The organism is uncultured Clostridium sp. (genome assembly GCF_947072515.1).
Taxonomy (GTDB): domain Bacteria; phylum Bacillota; class Clostridia; order Clostridiales; family Clostridiaceae; genus Clostridium.
On record NZ_CAMTIG010000029.1, the window covers coordinates 23,329 to 41,730 of the forward strand.

General features: G+C 28.9%; 17 protein-coding genes. 5 read left to right on the plus strand and 12 right to left on the minus strand.

What is annotated here, in order from left to right; genetic code table 11:
• Positions 1 to 35: 35 nt before the first annotated feature.
• The 6 genes from Q0W06_RS11650 to Q0W06_RS11675 form a co-directional block, all read right to left on the minus strand.
• Positions 36 to 1,013 carry a dipeptide ABC transporter ATP-binding protein gene (locus Q0W06_RS11650; RefSeq protein WP_297635549.1) on the minus strand — a complete coding sequence of 326 codons (978 nt, stop codon included), beginning with the start codon at positions 1,011 to 1,013 and terminating at the stop codon, positions 36 to 38.
• 1 nt (position 1,014) lies between these two features.
• Complete coding sequence (locus Q0W06_RS11655; RefSeq protein ID WP_297635552.1) at positions 1,015 to 2,037, minus strand: ABC transporter ATP-binding protein; 1,023 nt, start codon at positions 2,035 to 2,037, stop codon at positions 1,015 to 1,017.
• A 16-nt stretch (positions 2,038 to 2,053) separates the two neighbouring features.
• Positions 2,054 to 2,995: an ABC transporter permease gene (locus Q0W06_RS11660; protein ID WP_297635555.1), complete on the minus strand. Its 942-nt coding sequence runs from the start codon at positions 2,993 to 2,995 to the stop codon at positions 2,054 to 2,056.
• A gap of 12 nt (positions 2,996 to 3,007) precedes the next feature.
• The gene (locus Q0W06_RS11665; protein WP_297635558.1) at positions 3,008 to 3,937 is read right to left on the minus strand and encodes an ABC transporter permease; all 930 of its coding nucleotides are present in this window, start codon (positions 3,935 to 3,937) and stop codon (positions 3,008 to 3,010) included.
• A 562-nt stretch (positions 3,938 to 4,499) separates the two neighbouring features.
• The gene (locus Q0W06_RS11670; RefSeq protein WP_297635561.1) at positions 4,500 to 5,642 is read right to left on the minus strand and encodes an aminotransferase class I/II-fold pyridoxal phosphate-dependent enzyme; all 1,143 of its coding nucleotides are present in this window, start codon (positions 5,640 to 5,642) and stop codon (positions 4,500 to 4,502) included.
• Positions 5,642 to 6,178, minus strand: a complete 537-nt coding sequence (locus Q0W06_RS11675) for a cob(I)yrinic acid a,c-diamide adenosyltransferase (protein WP_297635564.1) — start codon at positions 6,176 to 6,178, stop codon at positions 5,642 to 5,644. The genes Q0W06_RS11670 and Q0W06_RS11675 overlap by 1 nt, the downstream gene beginning before the upstream one ends.
• A gap of 147 nt (positions 6,179 to 6,325) precedes the next feature.
• Between Q0W06_RS11675 and dapD the strand changes: the two genes are divergently transcribed.
• A complete protein-coding gene (gene dapD / locus Q0W06_RS11680; protein ID WP_297635565.1) occupies positions 6,326 to 7,036 on the plus strand; it encodes a 2,3,4,5-tetrahydropyridine-2,6-dicarboxylate N-acetyltransferase in 711 nt (236 codons plus the stop codon).
• A gap of 46 nt (positions 7,037 to 7,082) precedes the next feature.
• Here dapD and Q0W06_RS11685 read toward each other — a convergent pair whose 3' ends face one another.
• A complete protein-coding gene (locus tag Q0W06_RS11685) occupies positions 7,083 to 7,754 on the minus strand; it encodes a single-stranded DNA-binding protein (protein WP_297635568.1) in 672 nt (223 codons plus the stop codon).
• A gap of 142 nt (positions 7,755 to 7,896) precedes the next feature.
• Positions 7,897 to 8,598 (minus strand): polysaccharide deacetylase family protein, encoded by a 702-nt coding sequence (locus Q0W06_RS11690; protein WP_297635571.1) that lies wholly within the window; start codon positions 8,596 to 8,598, stop codon positions 7,897 to 7,899.
• A 127-nt stretch (positions 8,599 to 8,725) separates the two neighbouring features.
• On the opposite strand from Q0W06_RS11690, the gene Q0W06_RS11695 reads away from it, so the two are divergent.
• The gene (locus Q0W06_RS11695; protein ID WP_297635574.1) at positions 8,726 to 9,262 is read left to right on the plus strand and encodes a DUF4364 family protein; all 537 of its coding nucleotides are present in this window, start codon (positions 8,726 to 8,728) and stop codon (positions 9,260 to 9,262) included.
• On the opposite strand, the gene Q0W06_RS11700 is transcribed toward Q0W06_RS11695, so the two are convergent.
• On the minus strand, positions 9,246 to 10,133 hold the full coding sequence (locus tag Q0W06_RS11700) for a hypothetical protein (RefSeq protein WP_297635577.1): 888 nt from the start codon (positions 10,131 to 10,133) through the stop codon (positions 9,246 to 9,248). The genes Q0W06_RS11695 and Q0W06_RS11700 overlap by 17 nt on opposite strands.
• 148 nt (positions 10,134 to 10,281) lie before the next feature.
• Here Q0W06_RS11700 and Q0W06_RS11705 point away from each other — a divergent pair, with 148 nt between their 5' ends.
• A complete protein-coding gene (locus tag Q0W06_RS11705; protein ID WP_297635579.1) occupies positions 10,282 to 10,527 on the plus strand; it encodes a TIGR03905 family TSCPD domain-containing protein in 246 nt (81 codons plus the stop codon).
• Positions 10,528 to 10,549: 22 nt separating this feature from the next.
• Here the strand turns inward: Q0W06_RS11705 and Q0W06_RS11710 are convergent, their stop codons facing one another.
• Positions 10,550 to 11,851, minus strand: coding sequence for a folylpolyglutamate synthase/dihydrofolate synthase family protein (locus Q0W06_RS11710; RefSeq protein ID WP_297635582.1), 1,302 nt, complete (start codon positions 11,849 to 11,851; stop codon positions 10,550 to 10,552).
• A gap of 253 nt (positions 11,852 to 12,104) precedes the next feature.
• Between Q0W06_RS11710 and Q0W06_RS11715 the strand changes: the two genes are divergently transcribed.
• Both Q0W06_RS11715 and Q0W06_RS11720 read left to right on the plus strand, forming a co-directional pair.
• Positions 12,105 to 13,319 carry an FprA family A-type flavoprotein gene (locus tag Q0W06_RS11715; RefSeq protein WP_297635584.1) on the plus strand — a complete coding sequence of 405 codons (1,215 nt, stop codon included), beginning with the start codon at positions 12,105 to 12,107 and terminating at the stop codon, positions 13,317 to 13,319.
• 203 nt (positions 13,320 to 13,522) lie between these two features.
• Positions 13,523 to 14,884, plus strand: coding sequence for an MATE family efflux transporter (locus tag Q0W06_RS11720; RefSeq protein WP_297635586.1), 1,362 nt, complete (start codon positions 13,523 to 13,525; stop codon positions 14,882 to 14,884).
• Positions 14,885 to 14,901: 17 nt separating this feature from the next.
• On the opposite strand, the gene Q0W06_RS11725 is transcribed toward Q0W06_RS11720, so the two are convergent.
• On the minus strand, positions 14,902 to 15,576 hold the full coding sequence (locus tag Q0W06_RS11725; RefSeq protein WP_297635588.1) for a GTP pyrophosphokinase family protein: 675 nt from the start codon (positions 15,574 to 15,576) through the stop codon (positions 14,902 to 14,904).
• A gap of 75 nt (positions 15,577 to 15,651) precedes the next feature.
• Complete coding sequence (locus Q0W06_RS11730) at positions 15,652 to 18,297, minus strand: valine--tRNA ligase (protein WP_297635590.1); 2,646 nt, start codon at positions 18,295 to 18,297, stop codon at positions 15,652 to 15,654.
• Positions 18,298 to 18,402: the final 105 nt, after the last annotated feature.

Sequence of the window (18,402 nt, forward strand, 5' to 3'; positions counted from 1 at the left end):
TCTATATATATTTCCTTTTGAAAATTTATATCTAATTACTTAAATAGATGACATGCTACGAAGTGTCCCTCTTCAATTTCTCTTAACTCTGGATTTTCACAGCTACAAATTTCCATAGCTTCTTTACATCTACTTTTAAATCTACACCCTGGTGGTGGATCTATTGGTGATGGAATATCACCTTCAAGTACAATCCTTTTATTATTCTTTGAATAATTTGGATCTGGTACTGGTACCGCTGATAAAAGAGCTTTTGTATATGGATGTTTTGGATTTAGATATACTTCATCACTTAATCCTCTTTCAACCATTTGTCCTAAATACATTACTCCTATATGAGTTGAAATGTGCTTAACCATAGAAAGATCATGAGCTATAAACAAATAAGTTAATCCAAGTTCATTTTGAAGTTCTTCCAACATATTTATAACCTGTGCTTGAATAGAAACATCTAATGCTGAAATAGGTTCATCACATACAATAAGTTCTGGTTCAACAGCTAATGCTCTAGCAATTCCTATTCTCTGTCTTTGTCCCCCTGAGAATTCATGAGCATATCTATTTATGTGACTTCCATTAAGCCCAACTTTATCTAAAAGATATCTTATTCTCTCATCTCTTTCTTTTCCTTTATGAAGCCCATGTATATCTATAGCTTCTCCAATAATATCTCCAACTGTCATTCTTGGATTTAGTGATGCATATGGATCTTGAAAAATCATTTGCATCTTTCTTCTTAATGGAAGTAACTCTTTTTCTGATAAATTCTCTATGTTTTGTCCATTAAAAATTATTTCTCCTGCTGTAGGATTATATAGCTTTAAAATAGTTCTACCAGTAGTAGTTTTACCACATCCTGATTCTCCAACTAATCCTAATGTTTCTCCTTTTTTTAATACGAATGAAACATTATCAACTGCTTTAACAAAGCTTTTTTTTGCAAATACACCTTTAGTAGCAGGAAAATATTTGCATAGATTTTTAACCTCTAATATTACTTCTTTTTCACTCATTTTATTTTCCTCCTACGCTTTCTAAGATTTTGTCTTCTCTATTTACCTTTGGCGCATTTTCATGGCAAAGCCAACATCTAGTTTGATGTTCCATTTCACCCTTAAATAATGGTGGTATTTTTTCCATACAAATTTTCATTGTATAATCACATCTATCTGCAAAAGGACATCCTGTTGGTGGTTTTAAAAGATCTGGTGGTTGACCATCTATAGGAATTAATTTTTCCTTTTCTTTTTTCATAGGGTCAGGAATACTGTTTAAAAGTCCCCATGTATATGGATGCTTTCCTCTATAAAAAATATCTTCAGCTGTTCCTGTTTCAACTATAATTCCACCATACATTACATTTATTCTTGAACACATATCTGCAACTACACCTAAATCATGTGTTATTAAAATAATTGATGTATTTATCTTTTCTTTTAACCCTTTCATTAAATCTAAAATTTGAGCTTGAATTGTAACATCTAATGCTGTAGTTGGTTCATCAGCAATTATAAGTTCTGGCTCACACATAAGACTTATAGCAATCATTGCTCTTTGTCTCATTCCACCTGAAAACTCGTGAGGATACTGCTTCATTCTTTTTTCTGGACTCGGTATTCCTACTAAGCCAAGCATTTCAACACCACGTTTCCAAGCTTCTTTTTTAGATACTTTTTTATGCTTTATATAATGTTCTATAAGCTGTTCACCTATTGTATATAAAGGATTTAATGAAGTCATAGGGTCTTGAAATATCATTCCAAGTTTATCCCCTCTTATAGCTTCCATTTGTTTTTCTGAAAACTTTCCTATATTTTCTCCATTAAAAATTACTTCTTCACTTTCTATTACTGCATTATCTGCTAAGAGTTTCATTATAGACATCATTGAAACTGATTTTCCACACCCTGATTCTCCAACGATTCCTAAAGCCTCACCTCTATTTACATGAAAGGAGATTCCTCTTACTGCTTGTACTTCACCAATATGAGTCTTAAATGAAGTTTTTAGATTTTTAACTTCTAATATTTTTTCCATAACTTCTATCTCCTTTCTATCTTTGATGCTTTGGATCTAAAGCTTCTGTTAATCCATCTCCAAGCAAGTTAAATGCTAATATTATGATACAAATAGCTATTGCTGGGAAAAATAATTGATATGGATGAACACTTATTAATGTTTGAGCTTCACTACATAAAGTTCCAAGTGATGCTCTCGGAGCATTTATTCCAAGACCTATATAGCTTAAAAATGATTCTGTAAAAATTGCTTGTGGTATTAAAAGTGTCATTGTTACTATTATTGAACCAATACAATTTGGAATTAAGTGCTTAAAAAGAATTCTTGTTTTTGATGCTCCTAAAGCTTTTGCTGCAAGAACAAATTCCTGTTGTTTTAACTGAAGGATATCCCCTCTAACTATTCTTGCCATTCCAACCCAATAAGATATAGAAAGTGCAAGCATTATACTGATTATTCCTGTTTCATCAAACTTACTTCCCTTTAAAACAGCCATAATTAAAACTGCATATATCATTGTTGGAATACTATAAAGACAATCAACTATTCTCATCATTATAGTATCTACTTTTCCACCACAAAATCCTGCTATAGCTCCATATATAACTCCAATAACAAGATTTATTACTGCTGCTCCAATCCCTACTATAAGAGAATATTTAGCTCCCATCATTACCCTTACAAAAAGATCTCTTCCAAGAGTATCAGTTCCAAAAATATGTTCTCCATTCGGTCCTTGATTTGTTACTGCCATATCTTGTCCATAATAAGTATATTTAGAAACCATAGGTGTTATGATAACTGCTAAAATTAAAAGTATTATAACTACTAAAGAAACTAATGCGACTTTATTACTTTTTAATCTTCTCCATGCGTCTTTCCAATACCCAACACTTGGTCTTACATTTTTATCAAAGCTTTTCTCTTCCTTTGAAACAGGAGAGAACATCTCTTTATCTATTTTTAAATTTTCCATATTCCTCTCCTCCTAACTTTCACTATTTGATAATTTTATTCTTGGATCTATAACTACATAAAGTATATCTACAATTAAGTTGCAAACTACGATTAATGTACTGTAGAAAACTACAACTCCTAATAACATAGAATAGTCTCTACTTGATATTGTTGATACAAATTCATTTCCAAGACCAGGTATTGCAAATATTTTTTCTACTACAAATGATCCTGTTAAAACTCCTGCAACCAAAGGTCCCATATAAGTTACTATAGGAATTAATGAATTTCTTAAAGCATGTTTAAATATTACTACTCTACTATTTAATCCTTTAGCCTTTGCAGTTCTTATATAATCTGATTTTAAAACATCTATAAGTTTACTTCTTGTAAGCCTTGTTATAAATGCCATTGATGCAACTCCTAGTGCTATTACAGGCATTATATAATTTACTGGTTTTGAAAGTCCTATTGCTGATGGAATTATTTTAAACTTTACTACTAGGAAATATATCAGTAATGAACTTATTACAAAGCTTGGTATGGTTATTCCAAGTGTTGATATAAACATACATACTCGATCTGGCCATTTTCCTGACTTTAATGCTGATAAAACTCCTAATAAAACTCCTACTGTTAATGCAAATATTACTGCTACTATTCCTAGTTTTGCTGAATTTGGAAAAGAATATTTTATAGTTTCCATTACTTTTCTTCCCCTAAATACCATTGACTCTCCTAAATCACCTTTTAGAAGATTTCCCATATACATTTTATATTGTTCTCCTAAAGGTTTATCTAACCCATATTTCTCATTTAATACTGCTTTTGTTTCTGCCGTCATCTTTTCTCCATCAAACGGCCCCCCTGGCATTAATCTTACTAAAAAGAATGTTAATGTAATTACTACCCATATTGTAACTATACTAATTAAAATTCTTTGTGCTATATACTTTGCCATATTATCCCTCCCCTTTATTTCCGCTACCTACTAGCCAATTTATTAATAATTATATTATATTTAACTTTATTGTCAAATTATTCTATTAAATATTTTCTAGTATTTTTATCAATTTGTTAAAAAAATGCCCATTTTTTTAAATGTCTATTTTTCTGCAACTTTTAGTTCTAGACCTTGCAAATCTTTTATTCTAGCCATTTTACAAGTTTTACCTTTTATTATAATTTAATGCTATTTCTATTATTGTGTTAAAATTTTCCTTATTTATATTTAATTTTTACATTTGATTTTCACTGGTTTCACTTGTACATTTCTACCCTTTTGTCTTTTATTTACAAACATTTTCCCCTTTATAGAGCTAAAAACTCCTTAAGTTTATAAAAAGAAAACAGAAGACAAATTTTTTCTGCCTTCTGTTTTTATATTCTTCTATCCTATATTTTATTTTATTTTAAATAATGAAAGATACCATTTTACATATTTCATTTTCTCTCTATTAAAGTTTTTCTAAATAATATATAATACTTTTCAACTACTTTTACCTAATCTACTATAGCTATAATTATATATTGCTCTTCTTTTTTATGAACTTTTCGATTCTATCTAGTGCTTCTTTTAATTCATCAATTGAATAACAATAAGATATTCTCATATAGCCTTCTCCTAAAGTTCCAAAAGCTGTTCCTGGTACACATGCAACTTTTTCTTCTTTCAGTAAAGAAAGACAAAACTCTTCCGAAGTCATTTTAAACTTTTCTATATTAGGGAAAATATAAAAAGCTCCCTTTGGGTCTACTGTTTCAATTCCCATCTTCTTTAATCTATCTATAACATAGATTTTTCTCTTCTTAAACTCTTCCTTCATTTTTTCTACTTCACCTAAAGATTCTCTTAATCCTTTTAATACCCCATATTGAACTATTGAAGGCGCACAAGATACTCCATACTGATGAACTTTCATTATTTCTTTCATTATTTCTGCCTTTGCACATACATATCCTAATCTAAGTCCTGTTGCTGAAAACATTTTAGAAAATCCACTTATATAAATTATTTTTTCTAAAATTTCTTCATTTTGTGCAACTGAAACATATTTATCATAAATTACTGATGCATATATTTCATCTGTAATAACTAATATGTCTCTTTCTTTTATTAATTCTACTAATTCATCACGGCCTTTTTCATCTAATATAGCCCCTGTTGGATTTGTTGGAAATGAAAGAATTAATACTTTTGCTCCTGTTTCATCTAAGCCCTTTTTTATATTTTCAACATTTACAGTAAAGTCTGGATTTAATTTATAATTTGCAACTTCCCCACCAATTATATTAACTATACTTTCATAAGCTGGATAAGCTGGATTTGGAATTAATACTTTTTCTCCTGGATTTATAAGACTTTGAAGAACTATAAATATTCCTTCACTTCCACCTACAGTTAAACAAATCTCTTCTTTACTATAATTTATCCCAAAACCATTTAAATATTTTCCTATTTCTTCTCTTAAAGGTTCTATTCCTGCATTTGAAGTATATGTAGTTAAATCTTTATCTATAGCTTCCTTCATTCCTATCTTTATTGCTTCTGGAGTTTTAAAATCTGGTTGCCCAAGAGTTAAAGATATAGCTCCATCTACTTTAACTACTTCATTATAAAATTTTCTTATTCCTGAAATTTGAACTTTTTCTACATTCTTATTCATTAATACTCTATCCCCTTTCTACTAGGAACTCCCTTTTCAAAATAATGTTTTATCATTTTCATTTCTGTAACTAAATCTGCTTTTTCTTTTATTTTATCTGGTACATTACGTCCTGTCATAATAATTTCCATGCTTTCTGGTTTATTCTCTATAATATATAGAACTTCTTCTTCTGTTAAAAGTTTATTTCTAAGAACCCCCATCACTTCATCTATTATTAAAAGATCTGCATCATTTTTTTCTATTCTCTCTAAAATAAAATTATAGCCTTCTCTTATTTCTTTTTTTAATAATTCCTTTTGTTCATCATTTAAATTCCAAAAGAAATCCTTCTTGCTTTCAAATCTATATATATTAAAATTGTCTCCAAGTTCTTCTATAGTCTTAAGTTCGCCTGTATATCCACCCTTTAAAAATTGGAGCATTACTACTTTAAGTCCATTTCCATAAGCTCTAATCCCTTGACCTATTGCTGCTGTAGTTTTTCCTTTTCCATCACCTGTATATATTTGAACTAATCCTTTTTCTAATTTCACTTTTATCACTCCTTTTGCTTATTTTACATTAATCTATCTTTAGTCGCAAACCTGTTTTTTTCAATTTCCTCTTTAAAACCTTTCTATTTTTTATTATAATAAAGTACACACACAAAAATTCGACATTAGTTTAGAAAGGATGATATTATGGAATATAATTTTACTGATCCATATGAAATCGCAAGATTTATAAAAGAAACAAAAAAATCAACTCCACTTAAAATATTTATAAATGGAGACTTTAAAGACGTCAACTTAGATGAGGTTGAATGGTACGGAACTGATAACTTCTACATACTTATTGGAGAATCAGATATATTATCAAAAATAATTCTTGATAATAAAGATAAAATCAAACACTTTAGAATAGAAAATGATAGAAGAAATTCTGCTATTCCAATGCTTGATATAAAAGAAATCAATGCAAGAATAGAACCAGGTTCAATAATAAGAGATAGAGTGTCAATTGGTAATAATGCAGTTATCATGATGGGAGCTGTTATTAATATCGGTGCTGAAATAGGTGAAGGAACAATGGTTGACATGAATGCTGTTATCGGTGCTCGTGGAAAACTTGGTAAAAATGTTCACTTAGGTGCTGGTGCAGTTGTTGCTGGTGTTTTAGAGCCACCAAGTAAGTCACCATGTGAAATTGGAGACAATGTTTTAATTGGAGCTAACGCTGTTATACTTGAAGGAATCAAAGTTGGAGAAGGAGCTGTTGTTGCAGCTGGTTCTGTTGTTACTGAAGATGTTCCTGCTGGTGTTGTAGTAGCTGGTTCACCTGCTAAAATCATAAAATCAGTTGATGATCAAACTAAAGATAAAACTCAACTTTTAGATGATTTAAGAAAATAATTGTAAAATAAAAGCAAGTACATCACGTACTTGCTTTTTTTTTATTTTATACTGCTCCTTCTTGTTCGTTATCAAGAATTAGCTCTTCAACTTCGTCATTTTCTCTAACTTTTTCCATTTTTGAAATAGAAACTTCATATGCAACCTTTTTTATAACTTCAGTTTCTGATACCTTCTTTTGGTATTCTCTACTTTGAAGTCTTCCCCAGATTCTTATATTTTCTCCCACTTCTAACATACGGCAGAATCTTGAGTTTCTTCCCCATGCAATTGTTGGAATATAATCTGATTTATTATAAGCTCTATTTACTGCTAATAAAACATCTGCTATCTCTCTACCAAATGGAGTCGTTCTATAAACTGGCTCCTTACAAATATACCCATCTAAATAAATTTCATTTGGATTTTTACTTCTTTCTAGGCAAGGCTCAATATTTCTTGCGAAAACAGTTAATATTAGTTTATTTGACCCATCCATAAACTTATTATACGATCTTAATTGTCCATCAACAATTACATCTGTTCCTACAGTTATATCAACACCTGTTAAAAGTCTTTCTGATACAGTAATATTTAATATATCTACTGAATCGCTAAGTCTCATAACCTCTAAATCAAAAGTATAAAACCCCTCTCCATACATTTCATGACTAAATCTTCTTTCCGAAGCTATCTTTCCCTCTAAGTAAATCTTATTGTTTAACATTAAATTATCCATTGTAACCCCTCTCTCCCTTTGTAATAAACTTTGTGCCCTTTAAAAACCCCAACACAAATATATTTCCATTATAATACAAGCAAACCCTCTTTTTCAAGAAAATTTAAAATATTTTTTAAACTTTATGAATTTTTTATAACGTTTACGAATTTTTTAACACTCCAAAAGTATATCCGTCTTTTTTACATTCTTTTATCAATCTTCTAATATTTTCCGGAGTGTGTCTTCCGTTATTGTGATATAAAATTATTGATCCATTCTTTAATTTTTTCTTTACATTAAGATATTCTTTCTCTAATCCCTCATTCCTCCAATCTTTGGAATCTATATTCCATTCTATAGGAATATACCCTAAGCCATATACAGTTTCTACTGCTTTTTCTGAAAAAGAACCACTAGGAAATCTAAATATCTCAGTTTTTACCCCTATTGTATCTATTATTATTTTTTCAGTTTCTAGTATTTCCTTTTCCATTCTCTCTTTTGATATTTCCTTAAAGTCTGGATGAATATAACTATGATTTCCAATAATGTGTCCCTCTTCTTTTATCTTTTCTAACTTTTCTTTATTCCCATCAGGGTATATAACCCATTTTCCCATAATAAAAAAAGTTCCCTTCACATCATTTTCTTTTAGAATTTCTAATATTTCATATGTTTTATCATCTTCTGCCCAATTTATATCAAAAGTTAAAAATAATTCTTTTTTTTCTTCCGTCATTTTATATATCGGCTCTTTATTTTTAAAGTTTATAGCATTTACAAATTTTATATTATGTTCTGTTTTTATTCCAAAAAAAATAATTATAACTAAAAACATTAAAAGCCCTTGTATTTTTCTCATTTTACCTCCTTTATGTGCTGTTCTATATATTATATTATTCTTAAGTTTATCTATTCCTAAATTTCACTATGTACATTTTTATGCTATAATTAAAATACATACTTTCAAATAAAATGGAGGCCTTATTATGCATGAAGAAAGTTCTTTAGAATTAGCTGAAAATAAATTACTAGTTTTATATATTTTAAAACTTTTAAAACATCCTATAACCAATACGCAATTAACAGAGATTATTTTAGAAAATAGCTTTATAAACTACTTTACTCTGCAGCAGTATATAAGTGAGTTAATGGATACTAAATTTATTCAATATATCCAAGTTTCAGATAAAAATTTAATCTCTTTAACTGATAAAGGTGACAATGTTCTTACCTTATTTAAAGATAGAATTTCCGAATCTAAACTCCTTTCTATTACTGAGTATATAAAATCTCGTATTGAGCTTATAAAAAAAGAATTAACTATACATAGTGACTATACTTTAGCTAAAAATAATAGTTTTTTAGTTCATATAAAAGCTCTTGAGGATGATGTTCCATTGATAGAACTTAAACTTTCTGTTCCTTCAAAAAAACAAGCCACCTACATTTGCAATAAGTGGCAAGAAAATCCTTCAGATATTTATAATCAGATAATAACACTTTTAATTAATGAAACTGACTAACTATAGCCATTGCATTAGGTTCTACTCCTATTGCAAGGCTTTTTTTCTTCATTAAAGTTTCATGGATAAATATTAACTCACCTCTATAATAATCAGCAACTACTATCTCTTCTTTTATCTTTAAAACTCCTTTTGGCATTCCACCAACTATTACCCTAAAGCTATTTCCATCTTTTAAGTTTAAAATACTAACACTTCCATCTCCTAGATTAGTTATATAAGCTATTCCATCTTTAATAGCTATATCACTAGGAAAATATCCTAAATTATACTCTTTAATTAATTTGAAAGTATTTACTTCATATATTCTAAGATAGCCTTTTTTACTTCCTTCAAAGGAATTTTGACATGTATACATATACTTTTCATCTTCTGATAACATTATTTTAGTTGGCATATCCTTTAGTTTAATATCTTTTATTTTTATCTTTTTCTCATTATTAATTATGCTTAAACTATTACTATTCATATTAGCTACATATATATTTTTTTCATTTTTATCTATAGCTATAGAACTTGGATACTCTCCAACCTTTACACTAAAATCTACTTCTCTCCTCCTCTCATTAAAAAATAATATTGAATTTGAATCACCACAAGCAATATAGATATAGTTTTTTCTCCATTTTATATCTTTTGGATATCTATCCACTTTATAATTTTCTTTTTCTTTAAATTCCTTTAAATCAATAAAAGTTATACTATCTGAGTAACAATTAGTAATTACGGCACTTTCACCTTGTATATCTAGATTTCTTGGACCATTTCTTTCTCCACCAAGGTTTAAGGTCATCGTACTTATACTATTCTTCTCTAAATCAACTTTACTTATGCTATCATTTGCAGTATTACACACAATAATATTCTCCATATTTCATCTCCTTAAATTCTTGGAAGTAGTTCACTTACATTATTGTATGTTTAAAATTTCTTAATGGTACAAAATACTCCATTTTTCTCCTTTATTATTTATTCCTATCCATGTATAATAAAACTATCTTATTTAAGGGGGATTTTTTATGTTCGTATATAAAACTAAAGGTGTGTGTTCAACAGAAATACATATTCAAACTAAAGATGATGTTATAGAATCAGTAGAATTTATAAATGGTTGTCCTGGAAATCTATTTGGTATTTCCACTCTAGTAAAAGGAATGAAAATTAATGAGGCTATAGAAAAGTTATCTGGTATAAAATGCAAAACTAAGGATACATCTTGTCCTGACCAATTAGCTTTAGCTTTAAAAACTCTTCAAGAAGCATAAAAAAGAGACCCTAAGGTCTCTTTTACTTTATATTTCTTTTAATTATTCCTCTCATTTCTCCTATCATATATAAAGAACCTGTTGCAAGAATCAAATCATCTTCGCCAGCTTTTTTATAAATCTCTTTAAAGCCTTCCTCATAATCTTCATAGCTTTCTACTTTTACATTATATTCTTTTATTTCTTCTTTTAATTCATCTGCAAGTTCTGCTCTCCCACTATTAGGAGTTAATGCAACTACTTCTTCTACATCTTCTAAAATCACATCTAACATTTCTTTTACTTGCTTATCTGCTAAAATTCCAATAATCAAATATAATTTTTTAAACTTAAAATATCTTCTTATATTCTTTTTAAGCATTTTTATACCATCTATATTATGAGCACCATCTATAACTACTAATGGCTTTCTATCTAAAACTTCTAATCTTCCTGCCCATACTGTATTTTTAAATCCATCTTCTAGATTCCCTAAAGATTTTCCATCTCTCTTTAATCCTATCTCTACAGCTTTTAAAGCTAATGCTCCGTTTAATATTTGATGTTCTCCTAAAAGCCCCATAAGAACTTCATAAGTCTTATCTATTCCTTTTATTTTAACTCTTTGATATATTTTATCTTCTGTATATTCGATATCTAATAGTTCCCCATCATTTTCATTAACATAGATTATCTCTGATTTCTTCTCTTTTGCAATTTTTTCAATAACACTCATCCCTTCTTCCTTTTGAGGATATACAACTACAGGAACTCCTTCTTTTATAATCCCACATTTTTCTCCTGCTATTTCTTCTATTGTGTTTCCTAAGATATTCATATGATCTAAACTTATAGATGCTATTACAGAAACTAGTGGCACTACTACATTCGTTGCATCTAGTCTACCACCTAACCCAACTTCTAATGCTACATAATCTACTTTTTTATCATAGAAATATTTAAACATCAAACAAGTTATTATTTCAAACTCTGTAGGACTTCCAAATCCCCCTTCTATAACTTCTTGGACTTTCTCTTTTACTTTTTCTACATAGTTGCTTAAATCTTCTTTTGAGATATTTTTTCTATTTATTTGAACTCTTTCTTCAAAAACTTCTAAAAAAGGTGATGTATACATTCCTACACTATATCCTTCTGCCATTAAAAGGCTAGTAATCATAGATGTAGTAGACCCCTTTCCGTTAGTTCCTGCTATATGTATAATCTTTAAACTTTTATGAGGATTTCCTAAAAGTTCTAGTAATTTTTCTACTCTTTCTAGTCCATAATTAGAACCAAAATTCCCAATTTTATGGATATATTCCATCGCTTCTATATAATTCATATATTGCCTCCATGTTTCATACATACTTTCTTAATACTTGTATAATATAAATTTAACTTCTTTTACATTCTAAACCAATTTTTTTTATAAATAAAGGTTTATAATAATACTATAAAATATTTTTAGTTTTTTAACTTAGTTAAACTTTTATTTTAATGATTTGTTTACTTATTTCATAAAGTTTGCTACAATAACTTTATAAAATAACGATTATTAAAAAATAAAAATTATTTACGTTTTAGAGGTGTTTAGGATGAAATTTAAAGAAATCAAAGAAGGTATTTATTGGGTCGGTGCATTAGATCCAAACCTTAGAATATTTGATATTATAATGTACACAACATATGGAACAACTTACAATTCATACGTTGTTAAAGGGAGCGAAAAAACTGCTCTTTTCGAAACAGTTAAAGAAAAATGTTTTGATGAATATCTAGAAACTTTAAAAAGTTTAGGAATTAAAGGTGAAGAAATAGACTATGTTGTAGTTGATCATACAGAGCCTGACCATTCTGGTTCAGTTGGAAAAATACTAGATATGTCTCCAAATGCAAAAGTTGTTGGTTCTTCACAAGCAATAAGTTACTTAAAAGAAATCATCAATAGAGATTTTGAATATATTATTGCTAAAGATGGAGATGAAATTTCTCTTGGAAATAAAACATTAAAGTTTATTTCTGCTCCATTCTTACATTGGCCAGATTCAATGTACACTTACGTAAAAGAAGATCACGTTATAATGACATGCGATTCTTTCGGAAGTCATTACTCAAGTGAAAATGTATTTAATGATTTAGTTGAAAATAAAGACAACTATTTAGAAGCTTTAAGATACTACTATGACTGTATCTTTGGACCTTTTAAACCATTTGTTTTAAAAGCAATTGATAAGATTAAAGATTTACAAATTGATGTTATCTGCCCAGGTCACGGTCCTGTTTTAAGAGATAATCCAATGGAAATTGTAAATACTTATAAAGAATGGAGTACTCCAGTTAAACCAGTTATAAATGGAGATAAAAAAGTTACTATCTCTTATGTTACTGCATATGGATACACTGCTGAAATGGCAGAAGCTATTAAAGCTGGTATACAAAAAAACCATAACGTTGAAGTTAAAATGTACGATTTAACTTACAGTGAAACTGCTAATGTTTTAAAAGACATTGAAGAATCTGATGGTATATTATTCGGTTCACCTACTATCGTAAATGAACTATTACCTCCAATCAGAATCCTTCTTGCAAACTTAAACCCAATTATTCATGGTGGTAAATTTGCAGCTTCATTTGGTTCATATGGATGGAGTGGTGAAGCCGTTCCTAGAATGGATCACAGATTAAAAGAACTTAAAATGAAATTAACTTCTGAAGGTATGGCTATTAAATTCAGAGCTTCAGAAGATCAATTAAAAGAACTTAATGAATTTGGTGAAAACTTCGCTAAGAAAATGTTTGGTGAAGCATAATCTAAATTTTAAATTTGAGCAAATCTTAAAAGATTTGCTCTTTTTTCTTATAAAATATATTATTTTATATCTGTAAATTACTTCAATTAATAACCAAACTTTACTTTCATTTATTTTTTTGTTAATAAATAATTCTTTTTAATTTAATTGATATGTCAATTATCTATGATAAAGTATATCTATAATATTAAAAGGAGGTTTTTATGAATAGAGACTTTATTTTAGGAGAAGAAAAGCCCTCCTCCGCCGTGTTAAAACTTAGCTCCCCTACTGCAATTTCTACAGTTTCAACTGTAATTTATAATATAATTGATACAATTTTCATAGGACGATATGTTTTTACTTTAGGTATAGCTGCCGTTTCTATCTATCTTCCTATTCAAATGATGATTATGTCTATTACTCAACTTTTCACATCTGGTGTTGGTTCATACATATCACGAGAACTTGGAAAAAAAAATAAAAAGAATGCAGAAAAAGCAACTGGAAGTTTAATCGCTTTTATTTTTACCCTTTCAATTTTACTTTGTGCTTTTGGCCTTATTTTTGCAAAGCCAATTGTAGAAGCCTTTGGTGCTCAAGGTGCTGTTATTCCTTACGCTTCATCTTATGCTAAGGCTATGTTTATAGGAATATTATTTTATCCTCTATGTATAGCTTCTAATAACATTATGAGAGCTGAAGGAGCGTCTAAACATTCAATGGTAGGAACAATAATTAGTATAGTTTCTAATATATTTTTAGATTTTCTTTTTATTGTTATTTTTAGATGGGGTGTATTTGGTGCTGGACTTGCTACTACAATTTCAAAGTTTATAAATTTAATGTATCTTATTTATGCATTTAAATTTAAAACATATTTAAAAGTTAAAGTTAAGTACATACGTTATGATTTTAAAATAATTAAAAAAGGTCTTCCTATCGGATTTTCCACATTTTTAAATCAGTTTGTTGGAAGTATCTCTATAATGCTTTTAAACCGTGATCTTTACGCTTTAGGTGGTAATTATGTAATAGCTGTCTATGGTATTGTTTATAAGCTTACATCACTTATACAACGTTCTGTAGGAGGTTTCTCACGTGGAACCCAACCTTTAATCGGTTATAATTTTGGTGCAAAAAATATATCTAGAATAAAAGCCTGTGTAAAATTTAGTCTTTTATTTTCATTTATCATTGCAACAATTGGAACCATATTATTAATGATTTTTTCTAATGCTTTTACATCAATGTTTACTACTAACCATAAACTTATTGCTTATAGTAGTCACATTTTAATAATCGCACTTTTATCATCACCTTTATTAGGTGTATACTTTCTTTCAATATCCTTTTTCAGAGCTATTGGATATGCAAAAGAATCAATCATACTTTCATTATTTAGAAGAGTGATTTTCTTTATTCCACTTTTATATATCCTTCCTTATGCATTTAAGATGGGTATAATAGGAATATGGATTACACTACCTCTATCAAACTTTTTATCTGCAATTTTTGCAAGTTTCTTCTTATTTAAAACTTTAAAAAAATTAGATAAAATAGAGGAATTAAAAAAAGTAGCATAAAATTATGCTACTTTTTTTTACTTTTCTTCACCATTATTTAAATTATTGATATTTGATTTTATATCTGTCATCTTTTTATCTAATATCTTTATCATCTCTGCACATTCTTTTAAATCTCCTGATATATTACCCAAAGATTTATCTCTATATTTATAATATATTTTATGCTCTAGGCTAGCCCAAAAATCCATAGCAATAGTTCTTATTTGAATCTCTACTGCCACATACTTTGTACCTGTTGATAAGAATACAGGAATTTCTATTAAAACATGTAAACTTCTATATCCATTTTCTTTTGGATTTTCTATATAATCTTTTATTTCTGTAACTCTAATATCATCTTGTCTTACAAGAATATTAAATATCTTATAAATGTCTTCCTCAAAAGCACAAATTATTCTTACCCCTGCAATATCAGTTAAGCATTCTTCAGCATTTTTAACTGTTGGTTCAATGCCTCTAGATATAAGCTTACTTACAATACTTCTTGGTTTTTTAACCCTTGTTTTTATATGCTCTATTGGATTATATTCATGTAAGTTTTTAAACTCATTATTTAAAATATTAAGCTTTGTGCTAATTTCATTTACTGCAAAGTCGTAAATCATAAGACTACTTCTCCACGCTTGTACTTCTTCATTTTCCATTATAGACTCTAATTCATTACCTGAATCTACTTTTAAGTTTTTCAATTAATCCACCTCTACATTACATTTTTCAAAAACATAGGACATTAGCATTTATATGCTATTGCCCTATATTTATACTTAATTTAATGCATCAATTCTAACTTTTACTGCATCTAACATTTGAACATATTTTTCTCTTTTTTCTTTTTCCCCTAAAACTACTACTTCTGGAGCTTTTGCTACGAATCCAGCATTTGAAAGTTTTTTATCTATTCTTTCAATTTCTCCTTCTAGCTTTTTAAGTTCTTTACTTAATCTTTCAAGTTCCTTTTCTTTATCAACTAAGTCAAGAAGTGGCATAAATAATTCTCCACCTTTAACTACTAATGATACAGCATTTTCTGGAACTTCCTTTTTATCAGCTATAAAGCTTACTTCACTTGCTGAAGCTAATTTCTCAATATAAGATTTACCATTTGTAAATGCTTCTTTAGCTTCTTCTCCAATATAACAAATTACATTTGCTTTTCTTGAAGGTGGAACATTCATTTCTGCTCTTACATTTCTAAGTGATTTTATAGCTTCTATAATATATGCCATATTTTCTTCAGCGTGCTTATCATTTAATTCTTCTGTAAACTCTGGCCATGCAGACATTGTTATAGTTTCTTCTTCTACATTTAAGTGAGTAAATATTTCTTCTGTTATAAATGGCATTACTGGGTGTAATAATTTTAACCCTGTTTCTAAAACAGTGTATAAAACATTAAATGTTATTCCTTTAGCTTTTCTGTCATCTCCGTATAGTACAGGTTTAACAAGTTCTATATACCAATCACAGAATTCAGTCCACATAAAGTCATAAACTTTTTGTAATGCTATTCCAAGTTCATATTTATCCATATTTTCAGTTACATCTTTAATTAATGTATTAAGTTTTGATAATATCCACTTATCAGCTAAAGTATATTCTTTTGAATCTTTAAACTCATCCATAAGTTCTCTATCAAGGTTCATCATAACAAATCTTGAAGCATTCCAAATCTTATTTGCAAAGTTTCTTGCTGATTCAACTTTTTCTGGATAATATCTAATATCATTTCCTGGTGCATTTCCTGTTATAAGCATAAATCTTAATGCATCTGCTCCATATTCATCAATTACATCTAATGGATCTACTCCATTACCAAGAGATTTACTCATTTTCTTACCTTCTGAGTCTCTTATAATTCCATGCATTAATACTGTTTTAAATGGTGTTTCACCCATGTTGTGTAATCCACTAAATATCATTCTAGCAACCCAGAAGAAAATAATGTCATATCCAGTTACAAGTGTATTTGTTGGATAGAAGTATTCTAAGTCTTCTGTTTTTTCTGGCCAACCAAGTGTTGAGAAAGGCCAAAGTGCTGATGAGAACCATGTATCTAATACGTCTGTTTCTCTTTCTAAATTAGTGCTTCCACATTTTGAACATTCGTGTACTTCTGTTTCAGATGCCATTATTTCATTACAATCTTTACAGTACCAAACTGGAATTCTGTGTCCCCACCATAATTGTCTTGAAATACACCAATCTTGGATGTTTTCCATCCAGTTAAAGTATGTTTTTTCAAATCTTTCTGGTATAATTCTAGTTTCTTTATTCTTTACTACATCTATAGCTGGACCTGCTAAAGATTCCATTTTTACATACCATTGTTTTGATATGATTGGTTCTACTACAGTTCCACATCTATCATGTGTTCCAACATTATGGCTATGAGGTTTTACTTTAACTAATAGTCCAAGTTCCTCTAAATCTTTAACCATAACTTTTCTAGCTTCATATCTATCTAATCCTTGGTACTTAAGACCTTTTTCATTTATAATTCCCTTATCATCCATAACTCTTATCATTTCTAAGTTATGTCTTTGTCCAACTTGGAAATCGTTAGGGTCATGTGCAGGAGTTATTTTAACAGCTCCAGTACCAAATTCTAAGTCTACATATTCATCACCAATTATAGGAATTTCTCTATTTACAAGTGGTAAAATTAAAGTTTTTCCTATTAAGTGTTTAAATCTTTCATCATTAGGATTTACTGCAACTGCTGTATCTCCAAGTAATGTTTCTGGTCTAGTTGTAGCAATTTCTAAATGTCCTGATCCATCAGCTAATGGATAATTTATATGCCAGAAATGTCCTTCTTTTTCTTCATACTCTATTTCTGTATCTGAAAGAGCAGTTTGACATTTTGGACACCAGTTAGTTATTCTGTTTCCTTGGTAAATAAGTCCTTCGTTATAAAGCTTAACAAATACGTGTTTAACAGCTTTATCTAAGTTTTCATCCATTGTGAAAGCTTCTCTTGTAAAATCTGCTGAACATCCCATCTTTTTAAGTTGAGTTCTTATTCTATCTCTATACTCATCTGTCCATTCCCAAACTTTTTCTAAGAATGCTTCTCTTCCCATTTCTTTTTTCTTTAAGCCTTGTTTTAAAAGTTCATTTTCAACCTTTACTTCAGTTGCAATTGAAGCATGGTCTTCTCCTGGAACCCATAAAGCTTCAAATCCTTGCATTCTTTTAAATCTTATAAGCATATCTTGTAAAGTGTTATCAAGTGCATGCCCTAAGTGTAATTTACCTGTTATGTTTGGTGGTGGCATAACTATTGTATATGACTCTTTACTCTTATCTACCTTTGGAGTAAAATACTTTTTCTCTTCCCAATTTTTATAAATTCTTTCTTCAAACTCTTTAGGACTATAAGTCGTTTGAATATTGTTGTTTTCTGACATAAAAATCCCTCCTATTTTTCTTGTTGTATTATACTTTATAAAAAGAAAATAACTTTAGACAAAATTACTTTCTATTTTTCCTTAAATAAATTTATATATAAAAAA

Excerpts from the sequence above, each read along its gene's own strand:
- dapD (WP_297635565.1), top strand. The coding sequence starts at position 6,326 with ATGGAATATAATTTTACTGATCCATATGAAATCGCAAGATTTATAAAA.
- Q0W06_RS11705 (WP_297635579.1), top strand. The coding sequence starts at position 10,282 with ATGTTCGTATATAAAACTAAAGGTGTGTGTTCAACAGAAATACATATT.
- Q0W06_RS11720 (WP_297635586.1), top strand. The coding sequence starts at position 13,523 with ATGAATAGAGACTTTATTTTAGGAGAAGAAAAGCCCTCCTCCGCCGTG.
- Q0W06_RS11730 (WP_297635590.1), bottom strand. The coding sequence starts at position 18,297 with ATGTCAGAAAACAACAATATTCAAACGACTTATAGTCCTAAAGAGTTT.
- Q0W06_RS11710 (WP_297635582.1), bottom strand. The coding sequence starts at position 11,851 with ATGAATTATATAGAAGCGATGGAATATATCCATAAAATTGGGAATTTT.
- Q0W06_RS11690 (WP_297635571.1), bottom strand. The coding sequence starts at position 8,598 with ATGAGAAAAATACAAGGGCTTTTAATGTTTTTAGTTATAATTATTTTT.
- Q0W06_RS11660 (WP_297635555.1), bottom strand. The coding sequence starts at position 2,995 with ATGGAAAATTTAAAAATAGATAAAGAGATGTTCTCTCCTGTTTCAAAG.
- Q0W06_RS11715 (WP_297635584.1), top strand. The coding sequence starts at position 12,105 with ATGAAATTTAAAGAAATCAAAGAAGGTATTTATTGGGTCGGTGCATTA.
- Q0W06_RS11700 (WP_297635577.1), bottom strand. The coding sequence starts at position 10,133 with ATGGAGAATATTATTGTGTGTAATACTGCAAATGATAGCATAAGTAAA.
- Q0W06_RS11670 (WP_297635561.1), bottom strand. The coding sequence starts at position 5,642 with ATGAATAAGAATGTAGAAAAAGTTCAAATTTCAGGAATAAGAAAATTT.
- Q0W06_RS11685 (WP_297635568.1), bottom strand. The coding sequence starts at position 7,754 with ATGGATAATTTAATGTTAAACAATAAGATTTACTTAGAGGGAAAGATA.
- Q0W06_RS11650 (WP_297635549.1), bottom strand. The coding sequence starts at position 1,013 with ATGAGTGAAAAAGAAGTAATATTAGAGGTTAAAAATCTATGCAAATAT.
- Q0W06_RS11655 (WP_297635552.1), bottom strand. The coding sequence starts at position 2,037 with ATGGAAAAAATATTAGAAGTTAAAAATCTAAAAACTTCATTTAAGACT.
- Q0W06_RS11665 (WP_297635558.1), bottom strand. The coding sequence starts at position 3,937 with ATGGCAAAGTATATAGCACAAAGAATTTTAATTAGTATAGTTACAATA.
- Q0W06_RS11695 (WP_297635574.1), top strand. The coding sequence starts at position 8,726 with ATGCATGAAGAAAGTTCTTTAGAATTAGCTGAAAATAAATTACTAGTT.